Annotated in this window: 19 protein-coding genes; 10 read left to right on the plus strand and 9 right to left on the minus strand. The window is 72.5% G+C overall.

Annotated elements, in window-relative coordinates; all coding sequences use genetic code 11:
- Window positions 1-25: 25 nt before the first annotated feature.
- From ACGF4F_RS28130 to ACGF4F_RS28150, 5 genes are all read right to left on the minus strand, one after another.
- A complete protein-coding gene (locus ACGF4F_RS28130; RefSeq protein WP_393081911.1) occupies window positions 26-2,215 on the minus strand; it encodes a glycosyltransferase in 2,190 nt (729 codons plus the stop codon).
- Window positions 2,212-3,585: a glycosyltransferase gene (locus ACGF4F_RS28135; RefSeq protein ID WP_393081914.1), complete on the minus strand. Its 1,374-nt coding sequence runs from the start codon at window positions 3,583-3,585 to the stop codon at window positions 2,212-2,214. Before ACGF4F_RS28135 ends, ACGF4F_RS28130 begins: the two co-directional genes overlap by 4 nt.
- 117 nt (window positions 3,586-3,702) lie before the next feature.
- The gene (locus ACGF4F_RS28140) at window positions 3,703-4,986 is read right to left on the minus strand and encodes a nucleotide sugar dehydrogenase (protein WP_357441372.1); all 1,284 of its coding nucleotides are present in this window, start codon (window positions 4,984-4,986) and stop codon (window positions 3,703-3,705) included.
- A 2-nt stretch (window positions 4,987-4,988) separates the two neighbouring features.
- Entirely contained in the window at window positions 4,989-6,548 is a 1,560-nt protein-coding gene (locus tag ACGF4F_RS28145; protein WP_393081917.1) for a glycosyltransferase family 2 protein, read from the minus strand.
- Entirely contained in the window at window positions 6,545-8,173 is a 1,629-nt protein-coding gene (locus tag ACGF4F_RS28150; protein ID WP_393081920.1) for a glycosyltransferase family 4 protein, read from the minus strand. The genes ACGF4F_RS28145 and ACGF4F_RS28150 overlap by 4 nt, the downstream gene beginning before the upstream one ends.
- A gap of 153 nt (window positions 8,174-8,326) precedes the next feature.
- Between ACGF4F_RS28150 and ACGF4F_RS28155 the strand changes: the two genes are divergently transcribed.
- The 6 genes from ACGF4F_RS28155 to ACGF4F_RS28180 all read left to right on the plus strand — a co-directional run bounded on the left by ACGF4F_RS28155 (window position 8,327) and on the right by ACGF4F_RS28180 (window position 13,952).
- Entirely contained in the window at window positions 8,327-9,493 is a 1,167-nt protein-coding gene (locus tag ACGF4F_RS28155; RefSeq protein ID WP_357441376.1) for an acyltransferase family protein, read from the plus strand.
- Between the two features lie 31 nt (window positions 9,494-9,524).
- Entirely contained in the window at window positions 9,525-10,166 is a 642-nt protein-coding gene (locus ACGF4F_RS28160) for a class I SAM-dependent methyltransferase (RefSeq protein WP_393081923.1), read from the plus strand.
- An 11-nt stretch (window positions 10,167-10,177) separates the two neighbouring features.
- A complete protein-coding gene (locus tag ACGF4F_RS28165) occupies window positions 10,178-10,951 on the plus strand; it encodes a hypothetical protein (protein WP_393081926.1) in 774 nt (257 codons plus the stop codon).
- 109 nt (window positions 10,952-11,060) lie between these two features.
- Window positions 11,061-12,146: a non-hydrolyzing UDP-N-acetylglucosamine 2-epimerase gene (wecB, locus tag ACGF4F_RS28170; RefSeq protein WP_393081929.1), complete on the plus strand. Its 1,086-nt coding sequence runs from the start codon at window positions 11,061-11,063 to the stop codon at window positions 12,144-12,146.
- A 35-nt stretch (window positions 12,147-12,181) separates the two neighbouring features.
- A complete protein-coding gene (locus ACGF4F_RS28175) occupies window positions 12,182-13,423 on the plus strand; it encodes a glycosyltransferase family 4 protein (RefSeq protein ID WP_393081932.1) in 1,242 nt (413 codons plus the stop codon).
- Window positions 13,416-13,952, plus strand: coding sequence for a hypothetical protein (locus tag ACGF4F_RS28180; protein ID WP_357441387.1), 537 nt, complete (start codon window positions 13,416-13,418; stop codon window positions 13,950-13,952). Before ACGF4F_RS28175 ends, ACGF4F_RS28180 begins: the two co-directional genes overlap by 8 nt.
- A gap of 82 nt (window positions 13,953-14,034) precedes the next feature.
- On the opposite strand, the gene ACGF4F_RS28185 is transcribed toward ACGF4F_RS28180, so the two are convergent.
- The 4 genes from ACGF4F_RS28185 to ACGF4F_RS28200 all read right to left on the minus strand — a co-directional run bounded on the left by ACGF4F_RS28185 (window position 14,035) and on the right by ACGF4F_RS28200 (window position 19,606).
- The gene (locus tag ACGF4F_RS28185; RefSeq protein WP_393081936.1) at window positions 14,035-16,662 is read right to left on the minus strand and encodes a glycosyltransferase; all 2,628 of its coding nucleotides are present in this window, start codon (window positions 16,660-16,662) and stop codon (window positions 14,035-14,037) included.
- A gap of 88 nt (window positions 16,663-16,750) precedes the next feature.
- Window positions 16,751-17,779: a Gfo/Idh/MocA family oxidoreductase gene (locus ACGF4F_RS28190; RefSeq protein ID WP_357441391.1), complete on the minus strand. Its 1,029-nt coding sequence runs from the start codon at window positions 17,777-17,779 to the stop codon at window positions 16,751-16,753.
- The gene (locus tag ACGF4F_RS28195; protein WP_357441392.1) at window positions 17,776-18,885 is read right to left on the minus strand and encodes a DegT/DnrJ/EryC1/StrS family aminotransferase; all 1,110 of its coding nucleotides are present in this window, start codon (window positions 18,883-18,885) and stop codon (window positions 17,776-17,778) included. The genes ACGF4F_RS28190 and ACGF4F_RS28195 overlap by 4 nt, the downstream gene beginning before the upstream one ends.
- An 85-nt stretch (window positions 18,886-18,970) precedes the next feature.
- The gene (locus ACGF4F_RS28200) at window positions 18,971-19,606 is read right to left on the minus strand and encodes a TetR/AcrR family transcriptional regulator (RefSeq protein WP_357441431.1); all 636 of its coding nucleotides are present in this window, start codon (window positions 19,604-19,606) and stop codon (window positions 18,971-18,973) included.
- Between the two features lie 193 nt (window positions 19,607-19,799).
- On the opposite strand from ACGF4F_RS28200, the gene ACGF4F_RS28205 reads away from it, so the two are divergent.
- The 4 genes from ACGF4F_RS28205 (at window position 19,800) to ACGF4F_RS28220 (ending at window position 24,862) form a co-directional block, all read left to right on the plus strand.
- Window positions 19,800-20,696: an ABC transporter permease gene (locus tag ACGF4F_RS28205; RefSeq protein WP_357441394.1), complete on the plus strand. Its 897-nt coding sequence runs from the start codon at window positions 19,800-19,802 to the stop codon at window positions 20,694-20,696.
- Window positions 20,689-21,504, plus strand: a complete 816-nt coding sequence (locus ACGF4F_RS28210; RefSeq protein ID WP_073839662.1) for an ABC transporter ATP-binding protein — start codon at window positions 20,689-20,691, stop codon at window positions 21,502-21,504. Before ACGF4F_RS28205 ends, ACGF4F_RS28210 begins: the two co-directional genes overlap by 8 nt.
- 104 nt (window positions 21,505-21,608) lie before the next feature.
- On the plus strand, window positions 21,609-23,144 hold the full coding sequence (locus ACGF4F_RS28215; RefSeq protein WP_393081941.1) for a D-ribitol-5-phosphate cytidylyltransferase: 1,536 nt from the start codon (window positions 21,609-21,611) through the stop codon (window positions 23,142-23,144).
- Between the two features lie 2 nt (window positions 23,145-23,146).
- A complete protein-coding gene (locus ACGF4F_RS28220) occupies window positions 23,147-24,862 on the plus strand; it encodes a CDP-glycerol glycerophosphotransferase family protein (protein WP_393081944.1) in 1,716 nt (571 codons plus the stop codon).
- The last annotated feature ends 147 nt before the right edge of the window (window positions 24,863-25,009 follow it).

The following is a 25,009-nucleotide window of genomic DNA, read 5'->3' on the forward strand; positions in this document are numbered from 1 at the left end:
CCCGCGCCGGCCACCGGCCCCACCGCTACTCGAAGCCGTGCAGCGAGGTGGTGACGACGAGATCGGGGTGCCGGCGGGCGAGCTGCCAACCGACCGTCACCCCGTAGGTGCCCGCCACCACGACCCGGCGGGTGCGGGTCAGGTCCAGCTTGGGCAGCACGTCACGTCGAACGACCCGCCACATGATTCTCGGCCGCACGATCCGGTAACCCCGCTCGAAGCCGGAGTCGTGCACCAGCCTCGCCAGCTTCCGGTGCGCCCGCTGTGCGTTCAGGACGCCGAGTTCGGGCCAGATGGACTCCTGCCGGCGGGTGCGGTTCCGGGCCGCGGACAGCACCTTGCCGGGCACCCGGTAGACGATCGCCTGCTCGACGCGGAGCATCGGGCGGCGGGACTCCGCCACGTCGATCGGGTGGACACGCAGCCGGGGATCCCGCGCCGCCTCCCGCCACAGGTTCGCGTCGTGGGTGATGACGTCGACGCCGAAGCCCGCCGCGGCGGCACGCAGTGCGAAGTCCCGGGCCGGGTAGAACCGGGGCGCGTTGATCGCGACGAGGACGATCCGTTCCCCCGCGACCGTCGCCGGGGCGGCAGTCGCAGCCGGTTCGGGACCGGCCGCCGCCCGGCCACCCGGGCGAGCCGGGGCCGTCACGGGGGCCTCCGGGACCTGTTCGCCGGTCAACTGCGGCAGTACGGCCGGCGCCTCGTACCGCGCCTGGAGCGCCGCCCGGGCGGCGCTCACGTCGGCCCTGCCGAGGCGCGCGCCCAGGCGGCGGTAGCCGTCCACCATCCCCGAGGCGTCCTGCGCCGTCTCGACCAGCGTCCCGGCCACTTCGGACAGCACGGCCAGCATGGGCTCGGTGGGCGCCTCAACGGCCGCCAGCACGGGCGTGCCGGTGGCGACGGCCTCGACCAGGAGTTCGCCGAACCCCTCCGGCTGGCCGGCGTGCACCAGGAGGTCATGCCCGTGCAGCAGGTCGGCAAAGGCGGTGTGCGGCACCGGGGGTACGAAGGTGACCCGGTCGCGTAGCTTGAGCTCCTTGATGCGGTCCGTCACCCGGCGCCCCGTCGTGGCGGCGTCGACGAGGGTCAGCGTCACCCCCGGATCCGCCGCGGCGACCTCGGCGAACGCCTCCAGGGCCACCGAGAGACCCCGCCGCTGAAGGAGCGGCCCGACGTGCAGCCAGCGGCGCAACTCCGCCGGCGGCGTGGACCGCGCGGGCAGGACGTCGAAGTCGACGATCTTCGGCACGACCCGGAGCTTGTCCAGGTGCGCGGGGAAGTTCGCGCCGAGGAGCTCGGACAGGAACGGGCTGGTGCAGACCACCTCGTCGGCCCGCTCCAGCACCCGCTCGTAGCGTTCCCGCGTCGCCGGCTGGGCCAGCATCTGCGCCAGCAGCGGCGAGGACTCGATCACCACGACGCGGGCGTCGGGCCGGGCCAGGGCGGTCGCCACCACCCCGCCGAACATGCCGCCGTGCGCGTGCACCACCGGCGCCTCGATCCGGCCGGTGGGCAGCGCGGCGCGCACCGCGTCGAGGTGCGCGTCGGCCCGGGCGACGAACTCCCGGGGCCGGGCCAGCAGGGGTACGGCCATCCGGGTCAGTTCGGCCTCGGGTTCGTCGAGCACCGCCGCGGCGTCGACGAGCCGGGCCAGCCGCTCCAGCGTCACGGTGACCAGCGGCGCCGCCGACGAGGAGGAGGACGTCGGCCACTCCTCCGTGTGCAGCACGGACACCCGGTCGTACCGCTGCCCGAGCGCGGCCACCGCGGCACGGACGAACGTGCCGGCGAGCGGATCCGCCGGTGACGGATACCAGGGAGTGACGACGGCGAGGTCGGCAGCAGCCGGCCGGCGCGCCTCGTCCACGACCGGCTCGAACCGGACCGGCAGGTCCCGCCGGCGGCGGCGCGCCGCGTACGCCACCGGCACGGCCTCCGGATCGCCGGCGACCAGGAGATCGATTCCGGCCAGCAGACCGCGCTGGCCCAGCACGAGGCGGCGGGCGGCCTGCACCGCCTGCCGGGGGTCCCGGGGGACCCGATGCACGGTGGCGGCGGCGGGCAGGTCGACGCCGGTCCACTCCGGCACGTCGGCCACGACGGCCAGCACCTGGTGCCCCTGGTCGACCAGCCGGGTGAGGTGAGCGGCGGCGGCACTCACGCGGGTGCTACCGAGCGCCAGGTAGACGACGTTGTGCTCGGCAGTCGTCACCGGGATCCCTCCGCGAGCCGGCGCAGCCGTGCCTCCCAGGGACCGAGCGTGGCCGCCCGGGTGTAGGTGTGCGCATGCCGAAGCGCGGCCTCATGGGTGTCCCGGTCGACGTCCCGGGCGGCCTTCGCAGCTGCCACGAACGAGTGGGCGACGCAGTCGGCGTCGAGCCGTGGACCGGCGAACCAGAGCGGATAGCCCTCCAGCACCTCGACCGCCGCGATCTCCGGCTCGTGCACCGACACGATCGGCTTGCCGGAAGCCATGTACTCGAAAACCTTTCCGGAGGTGACGTAGCGGGCGCCGGGCACACAGAAGACCAGGCCGTCGGTCTGCGCGTACACCCCGGCCGCCTCGGCCTTGCCGAAGGCGCCCCGGTAGCGCACGCCCATGTCCTCCTCCTCGGCGATCCGCTGCCGCAGGGGCGGTGCGTTGTCGGGGAAGAATCCCAGGTGGCCGTGGATGTCCAGCTCGGCATCGGCGAGCAGCGGATGCTGCCGGGCCTGCCGCCACCCGGCGAAGAGCATGTCGAGGGGGAGGTACGAGGTAACGGTGCCCACATAGGCGAACCGCAGCGGCTTGTTCGGGTCCGGCACGGTGTGCTCCGGCCGGCCGAGGATCTCCGGCTCCCAGCCGTTCGGCACCACCTGCATCCGGTCCGCCGCGAACGGGTAGCGCTCGGCGTGCCAGCGCCGCATCCCGTCGTTGACGAAGACGATCTCGGCCGCGTCCCGCAGGATCCGGGCCTCCCACCGCATCGCCTTGCCGCCCTCGGGCACCGAGAGCTCCTCGGTGAACTGGTTGAAGGTCCAGGCATCCCGGTAGTCGACCACGTAGGGCACCCGGAAGGCGCGGCCGAGCAGCCGGGCGGCGGCGAACGAGACGAACGGGTTGCCGGTCGCCAGGACAAGGTCGAACCGCTGCTCGCTGTGCAGCCGCCGCGCGGCCCGGAAGACGCCGGGCATCCAGCCGAGATACGGCTCGGGGAAGATGGCCTTCTGCAGCGCCGCGTGCAGCCGGTCGGAGAGCATCGGGAAGTTCGCCCGCAGCCGGCCGAACTTGCGCAGGTCCGTCTCCCAGTGACGCATGTTCATCGCGGGGCGCTCGACCCGTACCCGCGGGTCGACCGTCGCCTCCAGCGTCTCGTCGCTGGCGTCGGACAGATAGTGGGTGAAGAATTCCCTCGGTGCCGTCAGCACCGTCACATCCCAGCCGGCCTGGGCCAGGTGGTTGGCGGTGGCGCGGGCGCGGAACACGCCGCTGGCCCGGCTCGGCGGGAAGTAGAAGGACAGGTAGAGAATCCGGGGGCGCGTTTCCGTCGCACCGGTTGCCGCGTCGATGGCGCTGTCACTCCTCGTCTGGCCCCGACTCACCGGACCCCCCGCGCTGGCCGCGGTGGCACCGCGACCGGCCCCGGAGGTCCGGGCGTTCGGGTTCGGATCAGGTCCCATGGAGGTGACCCGGGCGGGACGGACCCGCCCGGGATCAGATCATCCGCCGATGACGACGCGGCGAACGCCGGGCCAACGGGCCGGGTCGGTCACCCGGCGCCCGTCCACCAGCACCGTCACGCCGGGCAGGTCGCTCTGGCCGAGCGTCCGGTACTCGGCGTGGTCGGCCTGGACGACCGCTGCGGTGACCGGCTGGCCCTCGTACGCCGGCAGCCCGTGCGCGGTCAGCTCCTCGGTGGTGTACATCGGGTCGGAGACGTACGGCGTGGCGCCCCGGGCCCGCAGCGCCTCGACCGTCGGGAAGACGCCGGAGAAGGCGGTCTCCTTCACGCCGCCGCGGTAGGCGGCGCCGAGCACCAGCACCGCCACGTCGGTCAGGTCACCGTACGCGGCGGCCAGCAGGTCGACGGCGTACTGCGGCATGGCGGCGTTGGCCTCGCGGGCCGAGCGGACCACCGTGGCGGCCGGGTCGTTCCACAGGTACATCCGCGGATAGATCGGGATGCAGTGTCCGCCGACCGCGATGCCGGGCTGGTGGATGTGGCTGTACGGCTGGGTGTTGCAGGCCTCGATGACCTTGGTGACGTCGACGCCCACGGTGTCGGCGAACCGGGCGAACTGGTTCGCCAGGCCGATGTTCACGTCGCGGTAGGTGGTCTCGGCGAGCTTCGCCAGCTCGGACGCCTCGGCCGAGCCCAGGTCCCAGACGCCGTTCGGGCGGTTGAGGTCGGCGCGCTCGTCGAAGTCCAGCACCGCCTCGTAGAAGCGCACGCCGTGCGCGGCGGACGCCTCGTCGATGCCGCCGACCAGCTTCGGGTAGCGGCGCAGGTCGGCGAAGACCCGGCCGGTGAGCACCCGCTCCGGGCTGAACACCAGGTGGAAGTCCTGGCCGGCGGTGAGGCCGGAGCCCTCCTCCAGCATCGGCGCCCAGCGGTTGCGGGTGGTGCCGACCGGCAGGGTGGTCTCGTAGCTGACCAGGGTGCCCGGCTTGAGGCCGCGGGCGATGGCCCGGGTGGCGTCGTCCATCCAGCCGAAGTCCGGCACGCCCTCGGCGTCCACGAAGAGGGGGACGACCACGACGACGGCCTCGGACTCGGCGACCGCGGCGGCCGTGTCGGTGGTCGCGCTGAGCAGCCCGGCGGACACCGCCTCCTTGAGCTTGGTGTCCAGGTCGGTCTCACCGGGGAACGGCACCGCGCCGTCGTTGACCAGCTGCACGACCCGCTCGGAGACGTCCGCTCCGATCACCCGGTGGCCCTTGGACGCGAACTGCACGGCGAGCGGCAGCCCGATCTTGCCTAGGGCGACGACGCAGATGTTCATGGCTACTTCTTTCCTCCTAGTGGAAGCCTGTGCCGCAGGCGGGCCAGCAGCCGGCGCGGCGTCAGCGGTGCTACGGCGATCACCAGCTCACCCTTGTGGTTCGTCGTGGCGGTAAGGACGTGCAGGTGGCCTCCCCGCCGCCGCACCGTGCGCTGTGGCACGGGCCGCGCCGGTCCGCGCAGGGCCGTCTCACCAACGGTACCGAACGCCTCGGCCTCCGCCCGGACCACCCGGAGCTCGCCACCGGGGGCGACGCCGGCGAGCAGCCCGGCCAGCGGAAGCTGCGCCCGCACCAGGGTCCCGTTGCCGTCCGCCTCGAGCGTCGCGTCGGCGCTGACGGTCTCGCCGGCACGGAGCCGGATCGCGGCGGCCAGCCGGGGCAGATCCCCGCGCGGGCTGCGGGCCGTCACCGCCAGCGTCCGGTTGCCCAGGAACGACACGGAGACGGTGTCCAGCCGGGCGATCCAGTCGGCGACCCGGTCGGTGACCTCGAACCAGCGGTCGGCCATGCCGAGTCGCGGGTCGCGGAAGCCGGGGTAGCCGGCGTACCAGTGCTCTCCGTCGACCACGGCCGGCGGGATGCCCTCCTCGGCGTCCTGTCGGATGACGGCGAGCAGGTCGTCCAACTCCCCGTACCGGGCGGTGCCCAGGCGCACCCGCGCCTGGATCGGCAACTGGTCGCGGATCTCGTCGGTCAGGTAGCGCTCGACCAGCGTGCGTACGCCGGCCCGGACCTGCTCCTGCACGCCCCGGTCCAGCGCCAGGAAGTCGTTCTCCAGCAGCTTGGCGACTTCCCAGGTGAAGTGCCGCAGCAGGATCGCGTCGCGGCGCTTGCCCGCCTCGACCAGACCGGCGACGAACTCCACCAGCGACTCGGCGCAGCGCAGCCGCTCCAGGTGGCGGCTGCGGTAGGTGATGTTGCGGGCGTTGAGCCGGCGCACCGCGTAGTAGTAGTCGTAGTCGGCCAGCACGGAGATCCGGCGGGCCCGCACGCAGGCCTCGATGGTGAACGGCTGGTCGCTGCCGACCGGCATGTCCTCCGGGTACCGCAGCCCGTACCGCTCGATCAGATCCCGCCGGAACAGCTTCGTGTTCGACAGGGACCAGGGCAGCGCCGAGTCGAACAGGTCCAGGTCGGGCTCGGTCCGGGCGAAGACCGCCTGGTGGATGTAGCGGCTGTTGACCCCGACGGTCCGGCCCAGCACCACGTCGGAGTCGTAGCGGTCCGCCGCCGCGACGAGCCGCTCCAGCGCCTCCGGGCCGAGGTAGTCGTCGGAGCCGATGAAGAAGACGTACCGGCCGGTGGCGTGCTCCAGGCCGCGGTTGCTGGGCGCGGCGGGCCCGCCGGAGTTGGGCTGGTGGATCACCTTGACCGTGCCCGGGTGGAGCCGGGCGAACCGGTCCAGCTCCCGGCCGCTGCCGTCGGTGGAGCCATCGTCCACCGCGATGACCTCCAACCGGTCCGCGCCGATGGTCTGCTCGACCAGTGAGGTCAGGCACCGCGTCAGGTAGGGCATGGTGTTGTAGACGGCGGTGATGACGGTCACGTCGGGTCGGTTCACCCGCTGACCCCCGCGGGTGGCTGCGCGTCGGTCGTCCGCGCCACCGGCTCCCCCGCCGCCGCGTCACCGACCGGTCGGGGCCGCCCGGGCAGCAGCCGCCGGTAGACGACGTCCAGGACCTTGGCCTGGGCCTCCCAGGTCCAGCTCTCCAGCAGACCGGGCCGGTCGTACGCCGTGCGGTAGCGGGCCGGGTCGGCCAGCACCGCCCGGACGGCGCGCACGTAGTCGGCCACGTCCTCGGCTCGGAACACCTCGCCCTGGCCGGTCGACCGTACGGTGCCCGCCATCGTCCGCACGTCGCTGACGATCAGCGGCAGCCGCGCGTGCGAGTACTCGAAGAACTTGGTGATCAGCGCGATCTCGTGGTTGGGCCAGTGGTGGATCGGGATCACGCCGGCGTCCGCCGCCGACAGGAAGGGCACCACCTGCCAGTGGGCCACGTACGGCAGGGCGTGCACCCGGTCGGCCACCCCGAGCTTGGCCGCCCGGGCGAGGAGACCGGAGACGTACGGGCCGGTGGGCTTGTTGACCACCAGCGCGACGTGCACCCCGGGCAGTTGCGGCAGCGCGTCGACCATGACGTCCAGCCCGCGCTGCCGGGCGGCGGCCCCGCTGTAGACCAGCAGCGGAGTGTCGGCGCCGATGCCGCAGAGCGCCCGCAGATCCGGCGCGGGAGCGTCCGGAACCAGGTCCTCGCCGTGGTCGGCGGCCGGGGCGTTGAGCACCACGTCGGGCAGGGTGGCCAGCCCGTGCTGGCGCTGGAGCAGCTCGGCCAGGCCGTCGGAGACGGTCATCACCGCGTCGGCGTACCGGGCGTACTCCCGCTCGTGCGCCATGTGCGCGGGCAGCCAGCGGGCATTGTCCTGCCAGGGTCGGAGCCCGGGCAGGAACTCGTGGGCGTCCCAGACCAGCTTGATCTCGCGCCCCGCGGCGGCGGCGCGGATCTTGGCGCGGGCGCCCACCCCGAGCATGCGGAAGTCGTTGGCGTGGATCAGGTCCGGCCGCAGTTCGTCGAGCACCGGCCCGTAGGCCAGTTCGTAGTCCCACAGCCCCGGCTCCAGCCGTCGCCAGGCGCCGTCGCCCTTCACCGCCTGCCAGAACAGGGTGTAGGCACGGTCCCACGGATTGCGGAACCGGCGTCGGGTGCGGGCCCGGGTGAGCTGCCAGTATCGAAACGAGACCCATTTCCGGGTCGCCTGGGCGGCGAGCCGCTCGGCGGCCAGCAGGCGGCGGCGCAAGGCCAGGCGGGGGGTGTCGGGGTCGGCCAGCTTGAGCTGAGCGGCCCGGACCGCGAGATCGGCCTGCCAGGCCTTGACCGCCTGGGCCCGGTGCGCGGCGATCCCGCTGGGCGGGTACGCCAGCGGCCACCGCAGCCAGGCGCGGCGGAACTCGTGCCGGCGGCGGGCGAGCGGATCGGGCATGGGCAGCAGCCGCACCTGGGCGTCGCCGAGGGACCAGCTGCGTGCCTCCAGGACCGGCGATCGACCCAGGAGGATGACCTCCCACCCGGCCTCCGCCGCGGATCGGGCGGCCTTCTGCACCCGCGAGTCCCCGTTGACGGCGTTGTCCACCAGCATCACGACCCGGCCCCGGGCGGTCGGGTCGGCAACGCCGTCGAACCTCATGATGCTTCTCCCGCCTCCCCTGTCGGGCCCCGTCTCCTGCCACGGAACCCCGGCGAGTGTACGGCAAGGGCCGAGGATGCCTCGCGGACATCGGACGATCGGACAGTTAGGCGTCGTAACGGGGCACCTCGGCCCATCACTACGATGGGCCGGGTGAGTGTTCCCGCGCAGGCCGCCACGGCGGCTCCTCGTAGCGTTCTCGAGCGCGACCCTCGATCCCCCGCCCCCTCGACCGGCTCCGCCGGGACCCCGCCGGTCGAGGCCGGCCGCCCCACCCGCCAGTACTCCCTCGACGTGCTCCGGATCCTGGCGATCTCTGGTGTGGTCGCGATCCACACGGTCGGGATGGTGCTGGGCCACGACGAGCTGCGGGGCACGGTCGAGTGGTGGCTGGCGGCCGGCATCGACATCGGGGCGATCTGGACCGTGCCCCTGTTTGTCATGATCAGCGGTGCGCTCACCCTCTCCCCGCGGGCACACGCCGCCGGACCCGGCGCCTTCTATCGCAAGCGTTTCGTCCGGATCCTCCCCGCGCTGGTGGTCTGGCACGTTGTCTACCTGGTGGTGGCCCGGATGGGGCTGCGCGGTGAACGGCTCACCATCGAGGGCCTGGGCGTCCTGCTGTTCGATGCCCGGGTCTTCACCGCGCTCTATTTCCTCTGGTTGATCGCCGGGCTGTATCTGGTCGCGCCGGTGCTCGTCGCCTTCCTGCGCGACGGCGGCCGGCGGCGGGCGCTGATCCTCGCGGGCGTGGCACTCGGGTTCACCGTGATCGCCTTCCTGGGGTCCGCGATCGCCGCCCGGCTGGGCGCGCCCCGGCCGATCCACCTCGGCGCGCTCACCCTGTGGTGGCCGTACGTGGGCTACTTCGTCGCCGGATGGGCGCTGCGCACGGTCCGGCTGGGCCGCCGCGGCCTCGTGCTGGCGTCCGTCGCCGGGCTCGCCCTGCTCGCCGAGGGGGTGTGGCAGTGGGGCACCCGGGCGGAGCGACCACTGCTGCAGACCCTGATGCCGATCGGTTACCTGGGGGCGAGCGTCGCCGCGGCCACCATCTGCATCTTCCTGGTCGGCGTGACCCTCGGCGACCAGCGGACGCCCTCCCCCCGCGTCGGCCGGTGGCTGGTCCGGCTCTCCGAGGCGTCCTTCGGCGTGTTCCTTGTCCACCTGCTCGTCTTCGAGGTGCTCCGGTTCAGCGTGCCGGCCATCGCCGCGGGCGCGTCCCTGCCGCTGATGCTGGGCACCTTCGCGGTGGTGCTGGTGACCTCGTTCGCGATCTCGCTCGGGGCGGCCCGGATCCCGTACATCCGGGCCGTCTTCTGAGGCGGGCCACGATGGTGGGCGGTACGACGCGATGACGCTGCTGTCGCCAGAGGAGAACGCCGCCTACTGGAACCGGCGGCACCTCACCGAGGGCTACCTGCGCTCGGGCGGCGACATGTCGTACGACGAGGGCACGAACCGGATGTTCTACATCCTGCGGCTCGGGCTGCTGCTGGACATCATCGGGCACAACGCCGATCCGGTGGCACCGCTGTACCTGCTCGACGCCGGCTGCGGGAAGGGCTGGTTCAGCCGGCAGCTCGCCCAGTTCGGCCACCAGGTCGACGGCATCGACGCCAGCGAGAGCGCGATCGCGTACTGCCGGGACCGGGGCGGCCCGGCCCGGTTCCACGTCTCCCCGCTGTCCCAGTGGCGCAGCCCCTGGTTCTACGACGTGGTCCTGGCGGTCGACGTGCTGTTCCATGTTCTCGCCGATGACGAGTGGGAACGATCGGTGCGTAACCTCGCCTCGCTGGTGGGGCTGGGCGGACGGCTGGTGGTCAGCGACTGGGGGGAACCGGACGACCGGGTGTACGGCGACTACCAGGTGGTCCGGGGCACCAACCGCTACCTGCCGCTGCTGAGCGAGTGCGGCCTGCGCTCCGACGGCTGGCGGCCGTACGCGTTCCGGCAGAACCCGATCGGGTTCCACGTCTTCACCCGAGAGCACTGAGGGGATCGACCATGCGTCTGCCCGAGGTCCTGGCGCTGCATCTCAGCGGCGTCCGGGAGGTCGTCGACGTCAGCCGCGAGGGGGTCGACCTGGCGGCGCGGTACGCCCTTCCCGACGACGTCAGCCACCGCCGGTGCCCGGTCACCGACGCCGCCGAACTGGTCCGCACCCCGGACCGGCTCCTGGTCGGCCTGCTCGGGCCGGAGCCGGCGGTGCACCTCCAGCCAGCAGCGGTGGCGGCGGCGCTGGCCGGGGCGGCCGCCGGAACCCGGGGAGTCCTGCTGCTCGCCTGGCCGGTCGACGAGCTGCCGGTCCACCTGCTGGTCGGGCCGATGGTGGCGGCCCGATGCCAGGTCGTGGACGCGATACCGCTGGGCGCCGCGGGGATCCGCGGGGTTTCCGCCGCCGTCGTCGTGCAGCGGGTCGACCGTCCGCTGCCGCCGCGTGGGCACCTTGTCGACATGACGGTCGCCCGGCGGGCCGCGCATCCCGTCCCCGAGCCGGCCGACGACCTGCGGACGGTGCTGCGCATGGGCAACGAGCACCGGCTCACCGGCCTGGTGACCCGGGCGGTGCGACGGCGCTTGCGCGAGCTGGAGGAGCAGGTCGAGCGCCAACGGCAGCGGCTCGACGAGCGCGACGCCCGGCTGGCGGAGCTGGAACGCGAACTGGCCCGCCGGGCGACCGCCGGGGCCCCGGCGGAAGGCACGGACCGGCATTCGGGCGAAGGGGCGCCGCCGGAGCCGGACGAGGGATTCTTCGGATCCGGGCCCGGCTCGAAGTAAGGTGTCCAGAGCCCAGGCCGGGGCGAATCGGGCCCGGTTTCGCCGCCCGTGCCGGGCACCGCGTTCCCACAGCCGTCGCAGCAGGTCAGAAGAATCGGGAGAACATGCCGTGAAGGTAGTCAGTGTCGTCGGTGCCCGCCCTCAGCTGGTGAAGCTCGCACCAATTGCGGCCGCGTTCCGGGACACCGGGCACCAGCACGTCATCGTGCACACCGGCCAGCACTACGATGCCGACCTGTCCGACGTGTTCTTCTCCGGGCTGGGCATCCCGGATCCGGACGTCCACCTCGGGATCGGTTCGGGCAGCCACGGCGCCCAGACCGGCGGGGTGCTGGCCGCGATCGACCCGGTGCTCGCCGAGGAGAACCCGGACTGGGTGCTCGTGTACGGCGACACGAACTCGACCCTTGCCGGCGCCGTCGCGGCCGTCAAGCAGCACCTGCGGGTGGCCCACCTGGAGGCGGGGCTGCGCTCGTTCAACCGGCGGATGCCGGAGGAGCACAACCGGGTGCTCACCGACCACGCGGCGGACCTGCTGCTCGCGCCGACCGAGGAGGCCATGCGGCACCTCGCGGCGGAGGGCCTCGCCGCGCGGTCGGTGCTGGCCGGCGACGTGATGGTCGATGTCTGCCTGCGCATCCGGGATGCCGTGCTGGCCGGCGGGCGGACGGCCCCGGAGCTGCCCGAGGGGATCGACCCCGCGGAGCCGTACCTGCTGGCCACGCTGCACCGCGCGGAGAACACCGACGATCCGCAGCGGCTGGCCGCCCTGCTCGGGGCCCTGGCCGCGGCCCCCGTGCCGGTCGCGCTGCTGGCCCACCCGCGGCTGGTGTCCCGCGCGGAGGCGTACGGGCTGAAGCTCGACCAGGGCGCGATCCGGGCCGGCCGACCCCTCGGCTACGCCGGGATGGTCAGCGCGGTGCTCGGCTCGGCCGGCGTGGTGACTGACTCCGGCGGCCTGCAGAAGGAGGCGTACCTGCTCGGGCGGCCATGCACCACGCTGCGCGGCGAGACGGAGTGGGTGGAGACCCTCGCCGGCGACTGGAACCGGCTGGTGCCCGACCCGCACCTGCTGGAGCCCGGCGCCTGGGCGACGACGGTGAGCCGACCGGCCCCCGACGCCCCGCGCGGCACCCCGTACGGTGACGGCCACGCCGCGACGCGGGTCGTCCAGCTGCTCGAGCAGCATCTCTGACCGTGACGGGCACTGAGCGAGCGGGAGGAGAGCCCGTGTCCGGACCAGCGAACGTGGCGATCGTGACGCCCTGGTACCCAACCCGGCAACGCCCCTTCCTGGGCGCCTTCGTGCAGGCGATGGTCGAGGCGACGGCTCCGGGGCACGACCGGGTACGGCTCTACCACTGCGAGGAGTGGGGCCACCGGCTGCCACCGGACACCAGCGACGCCGTCGATCAGGGCTACCGGGAACTGATCGCACACGCGGTACACCCGGGGCGAACCGTGGGCGGGGCGGAGCTGGTGCACCTTCCGGTGCCGCTGCCGGTCACCACCGACTACGCCGCCATCGCCCGGCGGCACGAGGAGACCCTGCGGTCGGTGCTCGGCGGCCAGCCGATCGACGCGCCCGTGGTGCACGCCCACGTCGGGCTGCCCGGCGGGTGGGCGGCGCTGCGCAACGCCCGGCCCGACGCCCGGGTGTTCGTCACCGAGCACGCCACCTTCCTCGATCTGGTGCTGGCCCAGCCCGAGGCCCGCGCGATGTACGACGAGCTGCTGCAGCGGTGTGCCGGGGTGTTCGCGGTCGGGGAGGCCGTTCGGCGGCCCTTGGTCGAAGCCTTCCCGCAGCACGCCGACCGGGTTGGCTACCTGCCCAATCCGATCTCCTTCGACCAGCAGCGCGCCGCGCCCGTCACCGCGCTGCGCCGCTGGCTCTTCGTCGGCGGACTGATCCCCCGCAAGGGGGTGCGCTGGCTGCTGGAGGCATTCGCGTCCTGCCGGGCCCGGGACCCGGAGCTGACCCTCACCTTCGTCGGCGAGGGTGAGCTACGCGGCCAGCTCCAGCAGCGCGCCGAGGAACTCGGCGTGGCCGACGCGCTGACCTTCACCGGCGCGGTGCCGCCGGACCGGGCCCTGGCCCTGATGCGCGAGCACGACCTGCTGGTCCACCCGAGCCGGTTCGAGACGTTCGGGATGACCGTGGTCGAGGCGGTGGCCGCCGGCCTGCCGGTGCTGGTGACCCGCTGCGGCGGCCCGGAGGAGACTCTGGCCGGGGTCGAGGACGCCGCCGCCGAACTGGTCGATGTGGAGGAGGGCTCCGAAGCCCTGATCGCCGGCTACTGGCGGCTGCGCGAACGGTTCGACCGGCTCGACCTGGCGGGCGCCCAGCGGGAGCTGGCCGCCCGGTACAGCTACCCGGCGGTGGCCCGCGCCCATGACCGGGTGTGGTTCTCGGCGGGGGATTCCGTGGCGGATGCGGTGCAGGCGGGACTGGGTGGACGGATCGATGACTGAGCAGGTGCTCATCCTGGCCCTCGGGGCCACCCGGAAGCGGGCCGTCGTGGAGGACGCGGCCGAGGTCGTCGCACGCGGCGGCCGGGTCACGGTGCTGATCACCTCGGCGGCGGACTGGCGCCGGGAGCGCTTCGCGCCGGGCGTCCGGGTGGTCGACCTGACCGAGTTGGAGGGGCGTCGCCTTCCATTGCGGGTCGAGCGGGCGGTGCTGTACCGCGCTCCCCGGCTCGCCTTCCGGGCGGTCGGTCGGGGTCGCCTGGCCGGGTGGACGAAGCGGGCCGGGCGGGCGTACGAGCGGCGGATCGCCGACCGGGTGCACCGGCGCGTCTTCCTGCCGGCGTACCAGCGGCTGCGCAACGACCTGGTGCCGCAGCGGCTGGCCGAACGGGTGGTCACCGAGACCGCGGCGGATCTCCTCGTGGTCGCCGACCCGGCCTCGATCCCGCTGGCCGCACGGATCGTCCGGCAGTCCCCGGCTCTCCGGGTCGGCTACGGCCTGCCCTACCTCACTCCGGCCGCCCCCAGCTGACCCCCCGCGGTCGGGGGCGTACGACACGACCGGCCGGTGCCCGAGGGGGCACCGGCCGGTTTGCCTTTTCCGGCTCCTGTGGTCAGGCCTGGCCGAGGAACTCCTCGAAGGCCCGGGCGGTACGCCGGCCGTCGTGCACCCGGCGCACATAGTCAACCGCGCGCCGGCCCAGCTCGGCGGTGCCCTCCCGGTCGGCGAGCAGCCCCTCCAGCACCGACTGGAGGGTCTTGCCGGTGGCGTTCGCCATCGGCGGCCGCTCGCCGACGGTGTGCTCCACACTCGGCGCGAGGTACGCCACCACCGGCTTGCCGGCCGCCATCGCCTCGACGGCGAAGGTGCCGTAGCTGCCCGTGGTGATCTGGTCCACCACGATGTCCGCGCCCTTGACCATCTCCACCATCTCGGCCCACGGCACGCCCTCGGCGAGCCGCAGCTCGATGGCACCGGAGTCGTGCAGGCTGTTGAGCACCGGCAGGATGCGGTCGGTGCCCTTGGTCCACCGCTTCGAGGGGCCGTGCAGGACGACCGGGCGGGACCGCTGCATCACCGGTTCGTCGCAGGCCCACGCCTCCAGATCGACCACGAGCGGCGCCCACGTGGCCCAGGGCAGGTCGTCGAGCAGATCCGGGGTCGTGACGAAGAGCGGCAGGCCCGACTCCTCCGCCACCCTGCGGTTACGTTCGGACCGGGCGGTGAATCGCTCGACGTACCCGGCGGGTGCGTCGAAGAAGAGCGAGTCCTCGTGCCGCTCCATGTGCCGCAGCGGGTGCCGGACCTCACTGCCGTGCGCGAGCAGGGCCACCTTGATCTTGGCTCGGCGCAGCGCCGGCAGGTCGTACTCGATGTTGTCGCCGTTCAGCGAACCGAAGATCGGCAGGAACGCGTCCACCACCAGATGGGTGTACCGGCCGATCACCCGGTGCAGCTGTTCGACCTGCACGTCGAGATCGTGCAGCAGTCGCTCCGGGTCGAGGTAGACGTCGGCCGGGTAGATCAGAGTCGGCGACGTCTTGCGCATCAGGACCTCGGCCGACACGTCCGGGTTGTCCCGGCAGATGGCCTGGGCGAAGGCGGCCGCCTGGCCGGCGTAGTTCGCCGGGCCGAGGCCGAGCCGTACCCGGGTCACGTCCAGCTTGCGCCAGGTGGGCAGGGCGGTCGGCGGGGCACTCGTGTCGACGGTCGCCGCCGCGGTGACCGGACGCTCGTCCACCGCCCAGGAGACGTCGGAGCGCCCCTCCGCGGGCGGCGCCACCGGCGAGATCCGGCGGTAGAGCTCCAGCAGCCCGTCGCACTGCTGCTCCCAGGAGAGGTCGTGCAGGATCGGCTCGGTGATGTTGCCGACCAGCTCCGACCGGTGGGCGAAGGCGTCCCGGACGGCAGCGGCGAAGCTCACCGGGTCGTCGGCGGTGAAGACCGCCCCGACCTTGTGCTGGTTGACGTACGCGCCGAGCGTCTTGACGTCGCTGGCGACGACCGGCAGACCGGCGTGCAGGTACTCGGCCAGCTTGGTGGGCAGCGAGATCTCGTAGTTGAGGGTCCGCTGGGAGCAGATCAGCCCCAGGTCGGCGGTGGAGAGGTAGTCCGGGACCGCATGCTGCGGCACGTACGGCACGACGTGCACGCGCTGCCGTACCCCGAGCGTCTGCGCCCGCTCCAGCAGCAGTTCCCGCTCCGGGCTGTTGCGGCCGGAGACGATGGCCAGGTGGAATTCCGGAAGCTCCGGCAGGGCGGTGACCGCCGTGCCGAGGCCGCGCTCGGCGGCGAGCCAGCCGGAGTAGACCAGCAACGGCACCTCGGGTGCCAGCCCGCAGGCCTGCCGTACGGAGGGCGGGTTGGCGCTGATGCCGATGGTCTCCCGGATCGGCGTGTTGCGCACGACCAGCGGGGTCTCGGGCAGCTGGAAGTCGTCGCGGATCAGCTCGGCGATCTCCGGGGAGACGGTGACCACCGCGTCGGCGAAGTTGATGAACTCCTTCTCGTACGCGATGTACGCGCTCGCCTGCTCCGGCTTGGGCCAGTCCACGCCGCTGACGTATTCGTGCGCGTCGTAGAGCCAGGCCACCTTCTCGCCACGCGCCCGCATCCGGGCGACGCTGAGCGCGGCCGTGCCGATCATGGTGATGTCGTTGGCGTGGATCAGATCCGGCTTGAGCTCCTCGATGACCGGCCCGAAGGCGAGATCGAGGTCGAGCAGGAACGGGTAGTCGCGGCGCCAGTTGCCGGTCGGAGCGGGCGTGTGCCGCTGCTCCCACTGGAACGCCCGCACCCGGAACTGGTGCACCGCGCGGCTGGCCTTGACCATTGCACCCAGCGCCCGGCTCGCCGGGTAGGCGATCGGGGAGATCGCCTGGGGGCGGTGCTGGTCGTCGCGGAGCCAGCCGATCCGCGCGGTCACCTGGCGTACCCACGCCTGGTGGGCCGCCCGGCGGCGAGCCAGGCTGGACTTGTCGGCGATGCCGAACTGGGTGATCTTCCGCCGGATCCGGTGGCCCTTCGCGCGCTCCCGCATGTGGCTGCCGACGGGCAGCCGCACGACCTCGACGGGACCCATCATCGAGCGCTGAGGGCGGACCCGTCCCCCGGCACCGATGAGAGTCACGTCCCAACCGGCACGCGCGGCGGCGAGCGCGGTCTTCTGCACGCGGGAGTCCCCGGTGATGCCGTTTCCGACGATCACCGCCAGCCGCGGCCGGCGGGCGGACGGTTCCATTCCATGTCCTCCAGGAGTCGTGGGGCTCAGTCGGTACGAGCCGCGCGGTGGGCCGCCCACCGGGCCGCCCACCGCGCTGCCAGGATCGTCAGACAGCGGCCGGCACGGCCGGAACGTCGCGCGACGACACGTCAACCGTGCTGCCGTCCGCCGCGGAAGACAGCAGCGCTGCCGCGACCTGGACCGTCCGCAGACCCTGCCGGAGGGTCACGATGTCGCTCTCCTTGCCCTCGACCGCGTCCCGGAAGCGCTCGTGCTCCACCAGCAGCGGCTCCCGCTTCGGGATGGCGTACCGCACCATGTCGCCCTCGGCCACCCCGCGGAACGCGCGCAGCGCCTCCCACTCGGTGTCGATGGCGCCGTTGGCGTAGAAGGTCAGGTCCGCGGTGAGGGTGTCGGCCACGAAGCAGCCCCGGTCACCCGTGATCACAGTGGACCGCTCCTTGAGCGGGCTCAGCCAGTTGACCAGGTGGTTGACCATCGTGCCGTCGGCGAGCTGGCCGACCACGGCGACCATGTCCTCGTGCAGCCGACCGCTGCGGGAGACCGTCCGCGCCGAGACGGAGGCGTACTCCTGCCCGGTGACCCAGCTGGTGAGGTCGATGTCGTGGGTGGCGAGGTCCATCACCACGCCGACGTCGGCGATCCGGTGCGGGAACGGGCCCTGCCGCCGGGTGACGACCTGGAACACCTCGCCCAGCTCCCCCGCCTCCAAGCGCAGGCGCAGGTTCTGCAGGGCGGGGTTGTACCGCTCGATGTGGCCGACCCCGGCCACCAGGCCAGCGGTCTCGAACGCCTCGACGAGCCGGCCGGCGGCCTCCACCGACTGGGCCAACGGCTTCTCGATCAGCGCGCCGACGCCGTTGCGGGCCAGCTCCAGGCCGACCTGCTCGTGCAGCGCGGTCGGGCAGGCGACCACCGCGTAGTCGATGCCCATGGCCAGCAGGTCGCCCAGTTCGGGCACGACCGGCGCGCGCAGCGTACCGGTGACGTCGCCGGCGGGGTCGACGATGCCGACCAGGTCCACACCGTCCAGGCCGGACAGGACCCGGGCGTGGTTGCGGCCCATCGCGCCGAGGCCAATCAGGCCGGCGCGCAGCTTACGTCCCTCGCTCATCGGGCACCCCCGGCGAGGTTCGCGCCCTCGGCGATGCGCTCGAGGTCGGCCGGGCTCAGCGCCGGGTGCACCGGCAGCGAGATCACCTCGGCGGCGGCCCGCTCGGTCTCCGGCAGGTCCCACGGGCCGGGCTTGCCGTCCTCGGTCAGGTACGGCTTGAGCCGGTGGATCGGGGTCGGGTAGTAGACCGCGTTGCCGATGCCGAGCTCGGTCAGGCGCCGCTGGGCGGCGTCCCGGTTGCCCTGGGTCCGGACCGTGTACTGGTGGTACACGTGCTTCGCGTTGTCGGCCACCGGCGGGGTCACCATGCCGGTGATGTTGGTGTCGAGGAACTTCGCGTTCGCCCGCCGCTGCTCGGTCCACTCCGGAAGCTGGCGCAGCTGCACCCGGCCGATGGCCGCCGCCACGTCGGTCATCCGCATGTTGGCACCGACGATCTCGTTGGCGTACCGCTGCTCCATGCCCTGGTTGCGCAGCAGGCGCAGGGTCCGCGCCAGCTCGGGATCGGCGGTGGTGATCATGCCGCCCTCGAGCGAGTGCATGTTCTTGGTCGGGTAGAAGCTGAAGCAACCCGCGGTGCCGAACGCGCCCACCGGCTGGCCGTCGAGCGCGGCGCCGTGCGCCTGGGCGGCGTCCTCGACCACGGCCAGGCCGTGCCGCTCGGCGATCTGCATGATGCGGTCCATCGCGGCCGGGTGACCGTAGAGGTGCACCGGCATGATCGCCACAGTGCGCGGGGTGACCGCGGCGGCCACGGCCTCCGGGTCGACGCAGAAGGAGCCGGGCTCGATGTCGACGAAGACCGGCTCGGCGCCCACCAGACGGACGGCGTTCGCGCTGGCGGCGAAAGAGAACGAGGGAACGATGATCTCGTCACCGGGGCCGAATCCGAGCGCCATCAGGGTCAGCTGGAGCGCCGAGGTGCCGGAGTTCACCGCGACGCAGTGCCGACCGGCGACCAGCTCGGCGAACTCCTCTTCGAACGCCTTGACCTCCGGCCCCTGCACCACCAGGCCGCTGCGCAGCACCCGGACAGCCGCCTCGATCTCGGCCTCACCGATCACCGGCCGGGCTGGGGGGATGAATTCTGCGTTCAGCCCAGACATGGGCTTCCTCCTGTCAACAGGGAGCTCGTTCGGGACGCGATGCTAGCCGGTCCACCAGAGACCGGACTTAGGGGTACGGAAGCGGTCATGACCCGATGGGATCGATGGCCACGGTCATGGGGGATAGGTGAACGTCCGGTTCTGTCCGGACTGCCGGTTGGCATGCTACCTCCAGTGCGGTGGCGACAACGGCCGCCAGTCGGGGCAAATCCTCCGCGGACAGGGGGGCCCGGGACACCGCGAGCCGCCAGTACAGCGGGCCCACGATGAGGTCGACCGCCAGGTCGAGATCGGTGTCGGGGCCGAGCTCGCCACGCTCGATCGCCCGGCCGATGAGCTGGCCACCGACGTCGCGCTGGTTGCCCCGGAGAGCCTCCTCCAGGGTCTGGGCGATGCGCGGGTTGCGGGCGGCCTCGGCCAGCAGGTCGGGGATGATCTGCGCCGCGAGCGGGTGCCGCAGCGCCCGGGACATGATCAGGAACAGCATCTCCAGGTCGGTGCGGAGGTCGCCGGTGTCCGGCAACGGCAGGCTTCGCCCCGCCGCCGACGAGACGATCTCCAGCACCAGCTCCAGCTTTGAACTCCAGCGCCGGTAGATGGCGGTCTTGCTCACTCCGGCCCGGCGGGCCACCGCCTCGATGGAGAGCCTTCCATAGCCGACCGCGGCGAGTTCCTGCATGACGGCGCCGCGGATGGCCGTGGTGATCTCATCTCGCAACACCGCCGCTCCGGCGGGAGCACGCCTCTTCTCGGTCGTCACGTGGGACAATGTACCGCAGCGACGGTACGGTTGCGTCCCGACGTGTTTTGAACTACCGTCCACGCATCGACGGAGCGGCGATCCGCACCCCCCGTGCCCCCGCTCTCTGCCGTCGCGGATCTTCCCAACGCACAAGAGATCGGAGCGCCTACCCATGGCCAACACGGCGGTGGCCGACGCCGACTCAGGACTGACCCGGGCACAGCTCGCGGCCCGGCACGGCCTGTCCGTCGCCGGCGCGCGGCCGACCCTGGCCGCGTATGTGAAGCAAGTGTGGTTCTACCGGCACTTCATCACCACATACGCCAACGCCAAGGCGGTCTCCGCGTTCAGTCAGGCCCGACTGGGCCAGATGTGGCAGGTGTTGACCCCGCTGACCAACGCGGCGGTCTACTACCTGATCTTCGGCATCATCATCGGCACGAGCAGGAACGTGCCGAACTTCATCGCGTACCTCTGCGTGGGCGTGTTCGTCTTCAACTTCGCCCAGCTGGTCATCCTCGGCGGCACCTCGGCGATCACCGGCAACCTCGGGCTGATCCGGGCGCTGCACTTCCCGCGCGCCAGCCTGCCCATCGCGGTGACCCTCACCCAGCTGCGCAACCTGCTCTACGCGATGGCCGTGCTGGTGGTGATCGTGCTGGTCACCGGCGAGCCGATCACCCTGGACTGGCTGCTGGTGATCCCGGCGATGGTGCTGATGACGATCTTCAACGCCGGCCTGGCCATGGTGCTGGCCCGGCTCGGGTCCAAGCTGACCGACATGAAGCAGATCATGCCGTTCGTCATGCGGACCTGGATGTACGGCTCCGGCGTGCTCTACAGCGTGAAGGCGTTCGAGCAGAACCTCCCGGCCGTGCTGGCCCACCTGGTGAACGTCAACCCGCTGCTGATCTACATCGAGCTGGTCCGGCACGCCCTGCTGGAGAACACCATCCTCACCTCGTCGGCGCCCAGGCTGTGGCTGCTTGCGATCGCCTGGGCGGTCGTGATGGGCGTGGGCGGTTTCATCTACTTCTGGCGCGGCGAACAGGAGTACGGTCGTGGCTGAGCTGAACGTACCCGCCAACGTGGCCACCACGGCCGTCGGCGAGCGGATCCCCACGGTGATCGTGGACGACGCCCACCTCATCTACCGGATCTACGGCGCCGGCACGGGTAGTGCCGCGTCCCCGGCGGCCGCGCTGCGGCGGATCGTCCGCCGCCAGCCCCAGAAGCCCACGCTGCGGGAGGTGCACGCGGTCAAGGGCGTCAGCTTCACCGCCTACCGGGGTGAGGCGGTCGGTCTGATCGGCAGCAACGGCTCCGGCAAGTCGACCCTGCTGCGGGCCATCGCCGGGCTGATGCCGGTCAACCGGGGCGCGATCTATACCCAGGGCCAGCCCTCCCTGCTCGGCGTCAACGCCGCGCTGCTCGGCGACCTGTCCGGCGAGCGCAACGTCGTGCTCGGCTGCCTGGCCATGGGCATGAGCCCGGAGCAGGTCAAGAAGGCCACCTCCGAGATCCTCGCCTTCTCCGGGATCAACGAGCGCGACGACTTCGCCTCCCTGCCGATGCGGACGTACTCCTCCGGCATGCAGGCCCGGCTGCGCTTCTCGATCTCCGCCGCCAAGCGGCACGACGTCCTGCTGATCGACGAGGCCCTCGCCACCGGCGACTCCCGGTTCCGCCGGCGCAGCGAGCAGCGCATCCGCCAGCTGCGCGAGGACGCGGGTACCGTTTTCCTGGTCAGCCACTCGATCAGCTCGATCCGGGACACCTGCGAGCGGTCGATCTGGCTCGAGTCGGGGTTGATCCGGATGGACGGCCCCACCGACGAGGTGACCAAGGCGTACGAGAACTACATGGCCAGCCGCTGAGGCGGCAGCGGGTTTCGACGGCCGGCGCCGCCCTCGCGGGCGACGCCGGCCGTCGGGACGTTACGCCGCGCACCCCAACCGCTCATGGATCAGTGAGGACCGCAATGACGCAGGACCGCACCACCGCACCGGATGCCACGCCGGCCGGCCCGGCACCCTGGCGCCCCTCGCGGACGGTGGCCGTGATCCTCGCCGGGGGGACCGGGACCCGCCTCGGGCTGGGCATCCCGAAGCAGCTGTTGAAGGTCGCGGGCAAGCCGATCGTCGAGCACACCCTCGCCGTCTTCGAGGCCGCGCCGGAGATCGACGAGATCATCGTGCTGATGGCCGCGGGCCACGTGGCGGAAGCCCGGCGGATCGTCGCCAACGCCGGCTTCCACAAGGTCAGCAAGGTGATCGAGGGCGGCGAGACCCGCAACGACACCACCCGGATCGCGCTCGACGCGATCGGTGCCGGCGATGTCAACGTCCTCTTCCACGACGCGGTCCGCCCGCTGGTCAGCGCCCGGATCGTGCGCGAGTGCGTGAACGCCCTCTGGACGTACTCGGCGGTCGACGTGGCCATCCCGTCCGCCGACACGATCATCCAGGTCGACGAGGACGACTGCATCACCGACATCCCGGTCCGCGCCACCCTGCGCCGGGGCCAGACCCCGCAGGCGTTCCGGTCCGGCACGATCCGGGAGGCGTACCGGCGGGCCGAGGGCGACCCGGACTTCGCCGCCACCGACGACTGCGGCGTGGTGCTGCGCTATCTCCCCGGCACGCCGATCAAGGTGATCGACGGCTCGGACGAGAACATCAAGGTCACCCACCCGGTCGACGTGCACCTGGCGGACAAGCTCTTCCAGCTCGCCGCCGCGCAGGCGCCCCGGGTGAGCGACCACCGCAGCTACACCGAGGAGCTGACCGGCCGGACCATCGTGGTCTTCGGCGGCAGCTACGGCATCGGCCACGACCTCACCGAGCTGGCCCGCCGCTACGGCGCCCAGGTCTTCCCGTTCAGCCGCTCCACCACCGGCACCCACGTGGAGCGGGCCGAGGACGTGGCCGCAGCGCTGACGACCGCCTTCGAGGCGACCGGCCGGATCGACCACGTGGTGGTCACCGCCGGGATCCTGGAGAAGGGCGCCCTCGCCGAGATGGACGACGCGACGATGGACCGGCTCCTGCAGGTCAACTTCGTCGGCCCGGTCACCGTCGCCCGGCAGTCGCTGCCGTACCTCCGGCAGACCAAGGGGCAGCTGCTGCTCTACACCTCCAGCTCGTACACCCGCGGCCGGGCCCAGTACGCGCTCTACTCGGCCACCAAGGCGGCCCTGGTCAACCTGACCCAGGCGCTCGCCGACGAGTGGGCCGACTTCGGCGTACGGGTCAACTGCGTCAACCCGGAGCGCACCGCCACGCCGATGCGTACCAGAGCGTTCGGCGAGGAGCCGGAGCACACCCTGCTCTCCGCCGAGGCGGTCGCGCAGGCCTCCCTCGACGTGCTCGTCTCCGAGCTGACCGGGCAGGTCATCGACGTCCGCCGGGCTCCCGGCGAGCAGCCGGTCGGCGAGCAGGTCGCCGTGGTGCCCGCCCAGCCGGACGCGCACCCGGTGCCGACGTCGGGCCGGGCGACCAGCGGGACGGGGTGGTAGCGATGCGTGGTGACCTGGTCCGGAAGCTGCTCGCCCGGGCACTGACCACCGGGCTGGCGGTGCTGGCGTTCCTCGTCGTGGCGCTCACCGGCGCGACCGGCTGGGGGCTGGCGATCGCGGTCGCCGCCCTGGCCGCCGCCGCATGGGAACGCCGGGTACGGCCCACCGCCGACGGCGTCGCCGAGTCGGTGCTGGTCGCCGCCGGGATCCTGGTCGGCTACGCCCGCCGCCTCGACGCCGGCTTCGATCCGGCGCTGGCCGCCACCGCGCTGGTGCTGCTCGGCCTGGTGCTGCTGGTCGGGCCGCTGCGCGAGGCCGGGGCGCTGGAGATCCGCGCGGCCAACCTGCCGGTCCGCACCTGGACACCGCTGGTGGCCGCGCGGCTCGGTGACGCGCTGCTGGTGCTGCTCGCCGTGGTGGCGGTGGCCGCCGTCCTCGCCCTGCCGGCCTGGCTCGCGCTGGTCGCCGCCCTGCTGGTCGGGGCCGGGTGCGGCGCGGTCGGGCTGGACCTGGCCCGGCGGCGGTTCCGGCCGCCGGCCGGGGGCGGGCCGGTGGGCCGGGCGCTGCGCCGCCACCAGCCCGAGTTCGTGCTCTACTTCTCCGCCCCGCCCGGGTCGGAGTACCAGGTCACCATGTGGCTGCCCTACCTGGAGCGGATCGGCCGGCCGTTCCTGGTCATGCTGCGGGAGCCGGAGTTCCTGCCGGCGATCGCCGCCGCGACCAGCGCGCCCGTGGTGTTCTGCCCGACGCTCAAGGCCATGGACGAGGCCCTGGTGCCCAGCCTGCGGGCGGCGTTCTACGTCAACCATGGTGCGAAGAACAGCCACTGCATCCGGTTCGCCCACCTGACCCACGTGCAGCTGCACCACGGGGACAGCGACAAGGCGCCCAGCGCCAACCCGGTGTCGGCGATCTTCGACCGGATCTTCGTGGCCGGGCAGGCCGCGATCGAGCGGTACGCCCGCGCCGGCGTGGAGATCCCCGCCGAGAAGTTCGTCGTGGTCGGCCGCCCCCAGGTGGAGGCGATCGAGGTACGCCGGGAGCCGGTCCGCAGCCTGGCCAACCCGACGGTGCTCTACACGCCGACCTGGACGGGGCACCACGCGGACGCGAACTACTGCTCCCTTCCGGTGGCCGAGACGGTGCTCCGCCGGCTGCTGGACCGGGGCGCCACGGTGATCCTGCGGCACCACCCGTACACGGCGCAGAACCCGGCCTCGGCGCGGCAGCTGGCCCGGCTCACCGAGCTGCTCGCCGCAGACCGGGCGAAGACCGGCCGGGCGCACCTGTGGGGCGCGGCGGCCACCCGCGAGTTGACCCTGACCGACTGCGTCAACCGCTCCGACGCGCTGGTCTCGGACGTCTCCGGGGTGATCTCCGACTACCTCTACTCCGGCAAGCCGTACGCGGTGACCGACATGGGCGCCGACGGCGACGAGTTCGTCGCCCGGTTCCCCCTGGCCGGCTCCGGCTACGTGCTGCGCCGGGACATGTCCAACGTGGACGAAGTGCTGACCGAGCTGCTCGACACCGACCCGAAGGCCGCGGCCCGCTGGGCCACTCGCACCCGCTACCTGGGCGACTTCCCCGCCGATTCGTACGCCGAGGCGTTCCTCGACGCCGCCCGCCGGCAGCTCGAACCCGGCTGGAACCCGCCGGCCCCGCGCGCCGCCGACGCGGTCGCGCCGGACGGCTCGCCGCTGTCCCCCACCGCCTGACCCACCCCCACCGCCTGACCGCTCCGTCGCCAAAGGCTGGAGCGGTCATCGGCGTGTCGAAAATCACCGCCACACATTCACCGTTGTAAATATTTATCTCCATCATCATACTTGCTCCCGGGCGCCCAGCCGACTCGGTGTAGTCGG

The organism is Micromonospora sp. NPDC047740 (genome assembly GCF_043204735.1).
Classification (GTDB): domain Bacteria; phylum Actinomycetota; class Actinomycetes; order Mycobacteriales; family Micromonosporaceae; genus Micromonospora.

Excerpts from the sequence above, each read along its gene's own strand:
- ACGF4F_RS28140 (WP_357441372.1), bottom strand. The coding sequence starts at position 4,986 with ATGAACATCTGCGTCGTCGCCCTAGGCAAGATCGGGCTGCCGCTCGCC.
- ACGF4F_RS28150 (WP_393081920.1), bottom strand. The coding sequence starts at position 8,173 with ATGAGGTTCGACGGCGTTGCCGACCCGACCGCCCGGGGCCGGGTCGTG.
- ACGF4F_RS28160 (WP_393081923.1), top strand. The coding sequence starts at position 9,525 with ATGACGCTGCTGTCGCCAGAGGAGAACGCCGCCTACTGGAACCGGCGG.
- ACGF4F_RS28165 (WP_393081926.1), top strand. The coding sequence starts at position 10,178 with ATGCGTCTGCCCGAGGTCCTGGCGCTGCATCTCAGCGGCGTCCGGGAG.
- ACGF4F_RS28180 (WP_357441387.1), top strand. The coding sequence starts at position 13,416 with ATGACTGAGCAGGTGCTCATCCTGGCCCTCGGGGCCACCCGGAAGCGG.
- ACGF4F_RS28185 (WP_393081936.1), bottom strand. The coding sequence starts at position 16,662 with ATGGAACCGTCCGCCCGCCGGCCGCGGCTGGCGGTGATCGTCGGAAAC.
- ACGF4F_RS28190 (WP_357441391.1), bottom strand. The coding sequence starts at position 17,779 with ATGAGCGAGGGACGTAAGCTGCGCGCCGGCCTGATTGGCCTCGGCGCG.
- ACGF4F_RS28195 (WP_357441392.1), bottom strand. The coding sequence starts at position 18,885 with ATGTCTGGGCTGAACGCAGAATTCATCCCCCCAGCCCGGCCGGTGATC.
- ACGF4F_RS28205 (WP_357441394.1), top strand. The coding sequence starts at position 19,800 with ATGGCCAACACGGCGGTGGCCGACGCCGACTCAGGACTGACCCGGGCA.
- ACGF4F_RS28215 (WP_393081941.1), top strand. The coding sequence starts at position 21,609 with ATGACGCAGGACCGCACCACCGCACCGGATGCCACGCCGGCCGGCCCG.
- ACGF4F_RS28220 (WP_393081944.1), top strand. The coding sequence starts at position 23,147 with ATGCGTGGTGACCTGGTCCGGAAGCTGCTCGCCCGGGCACTGACCACC.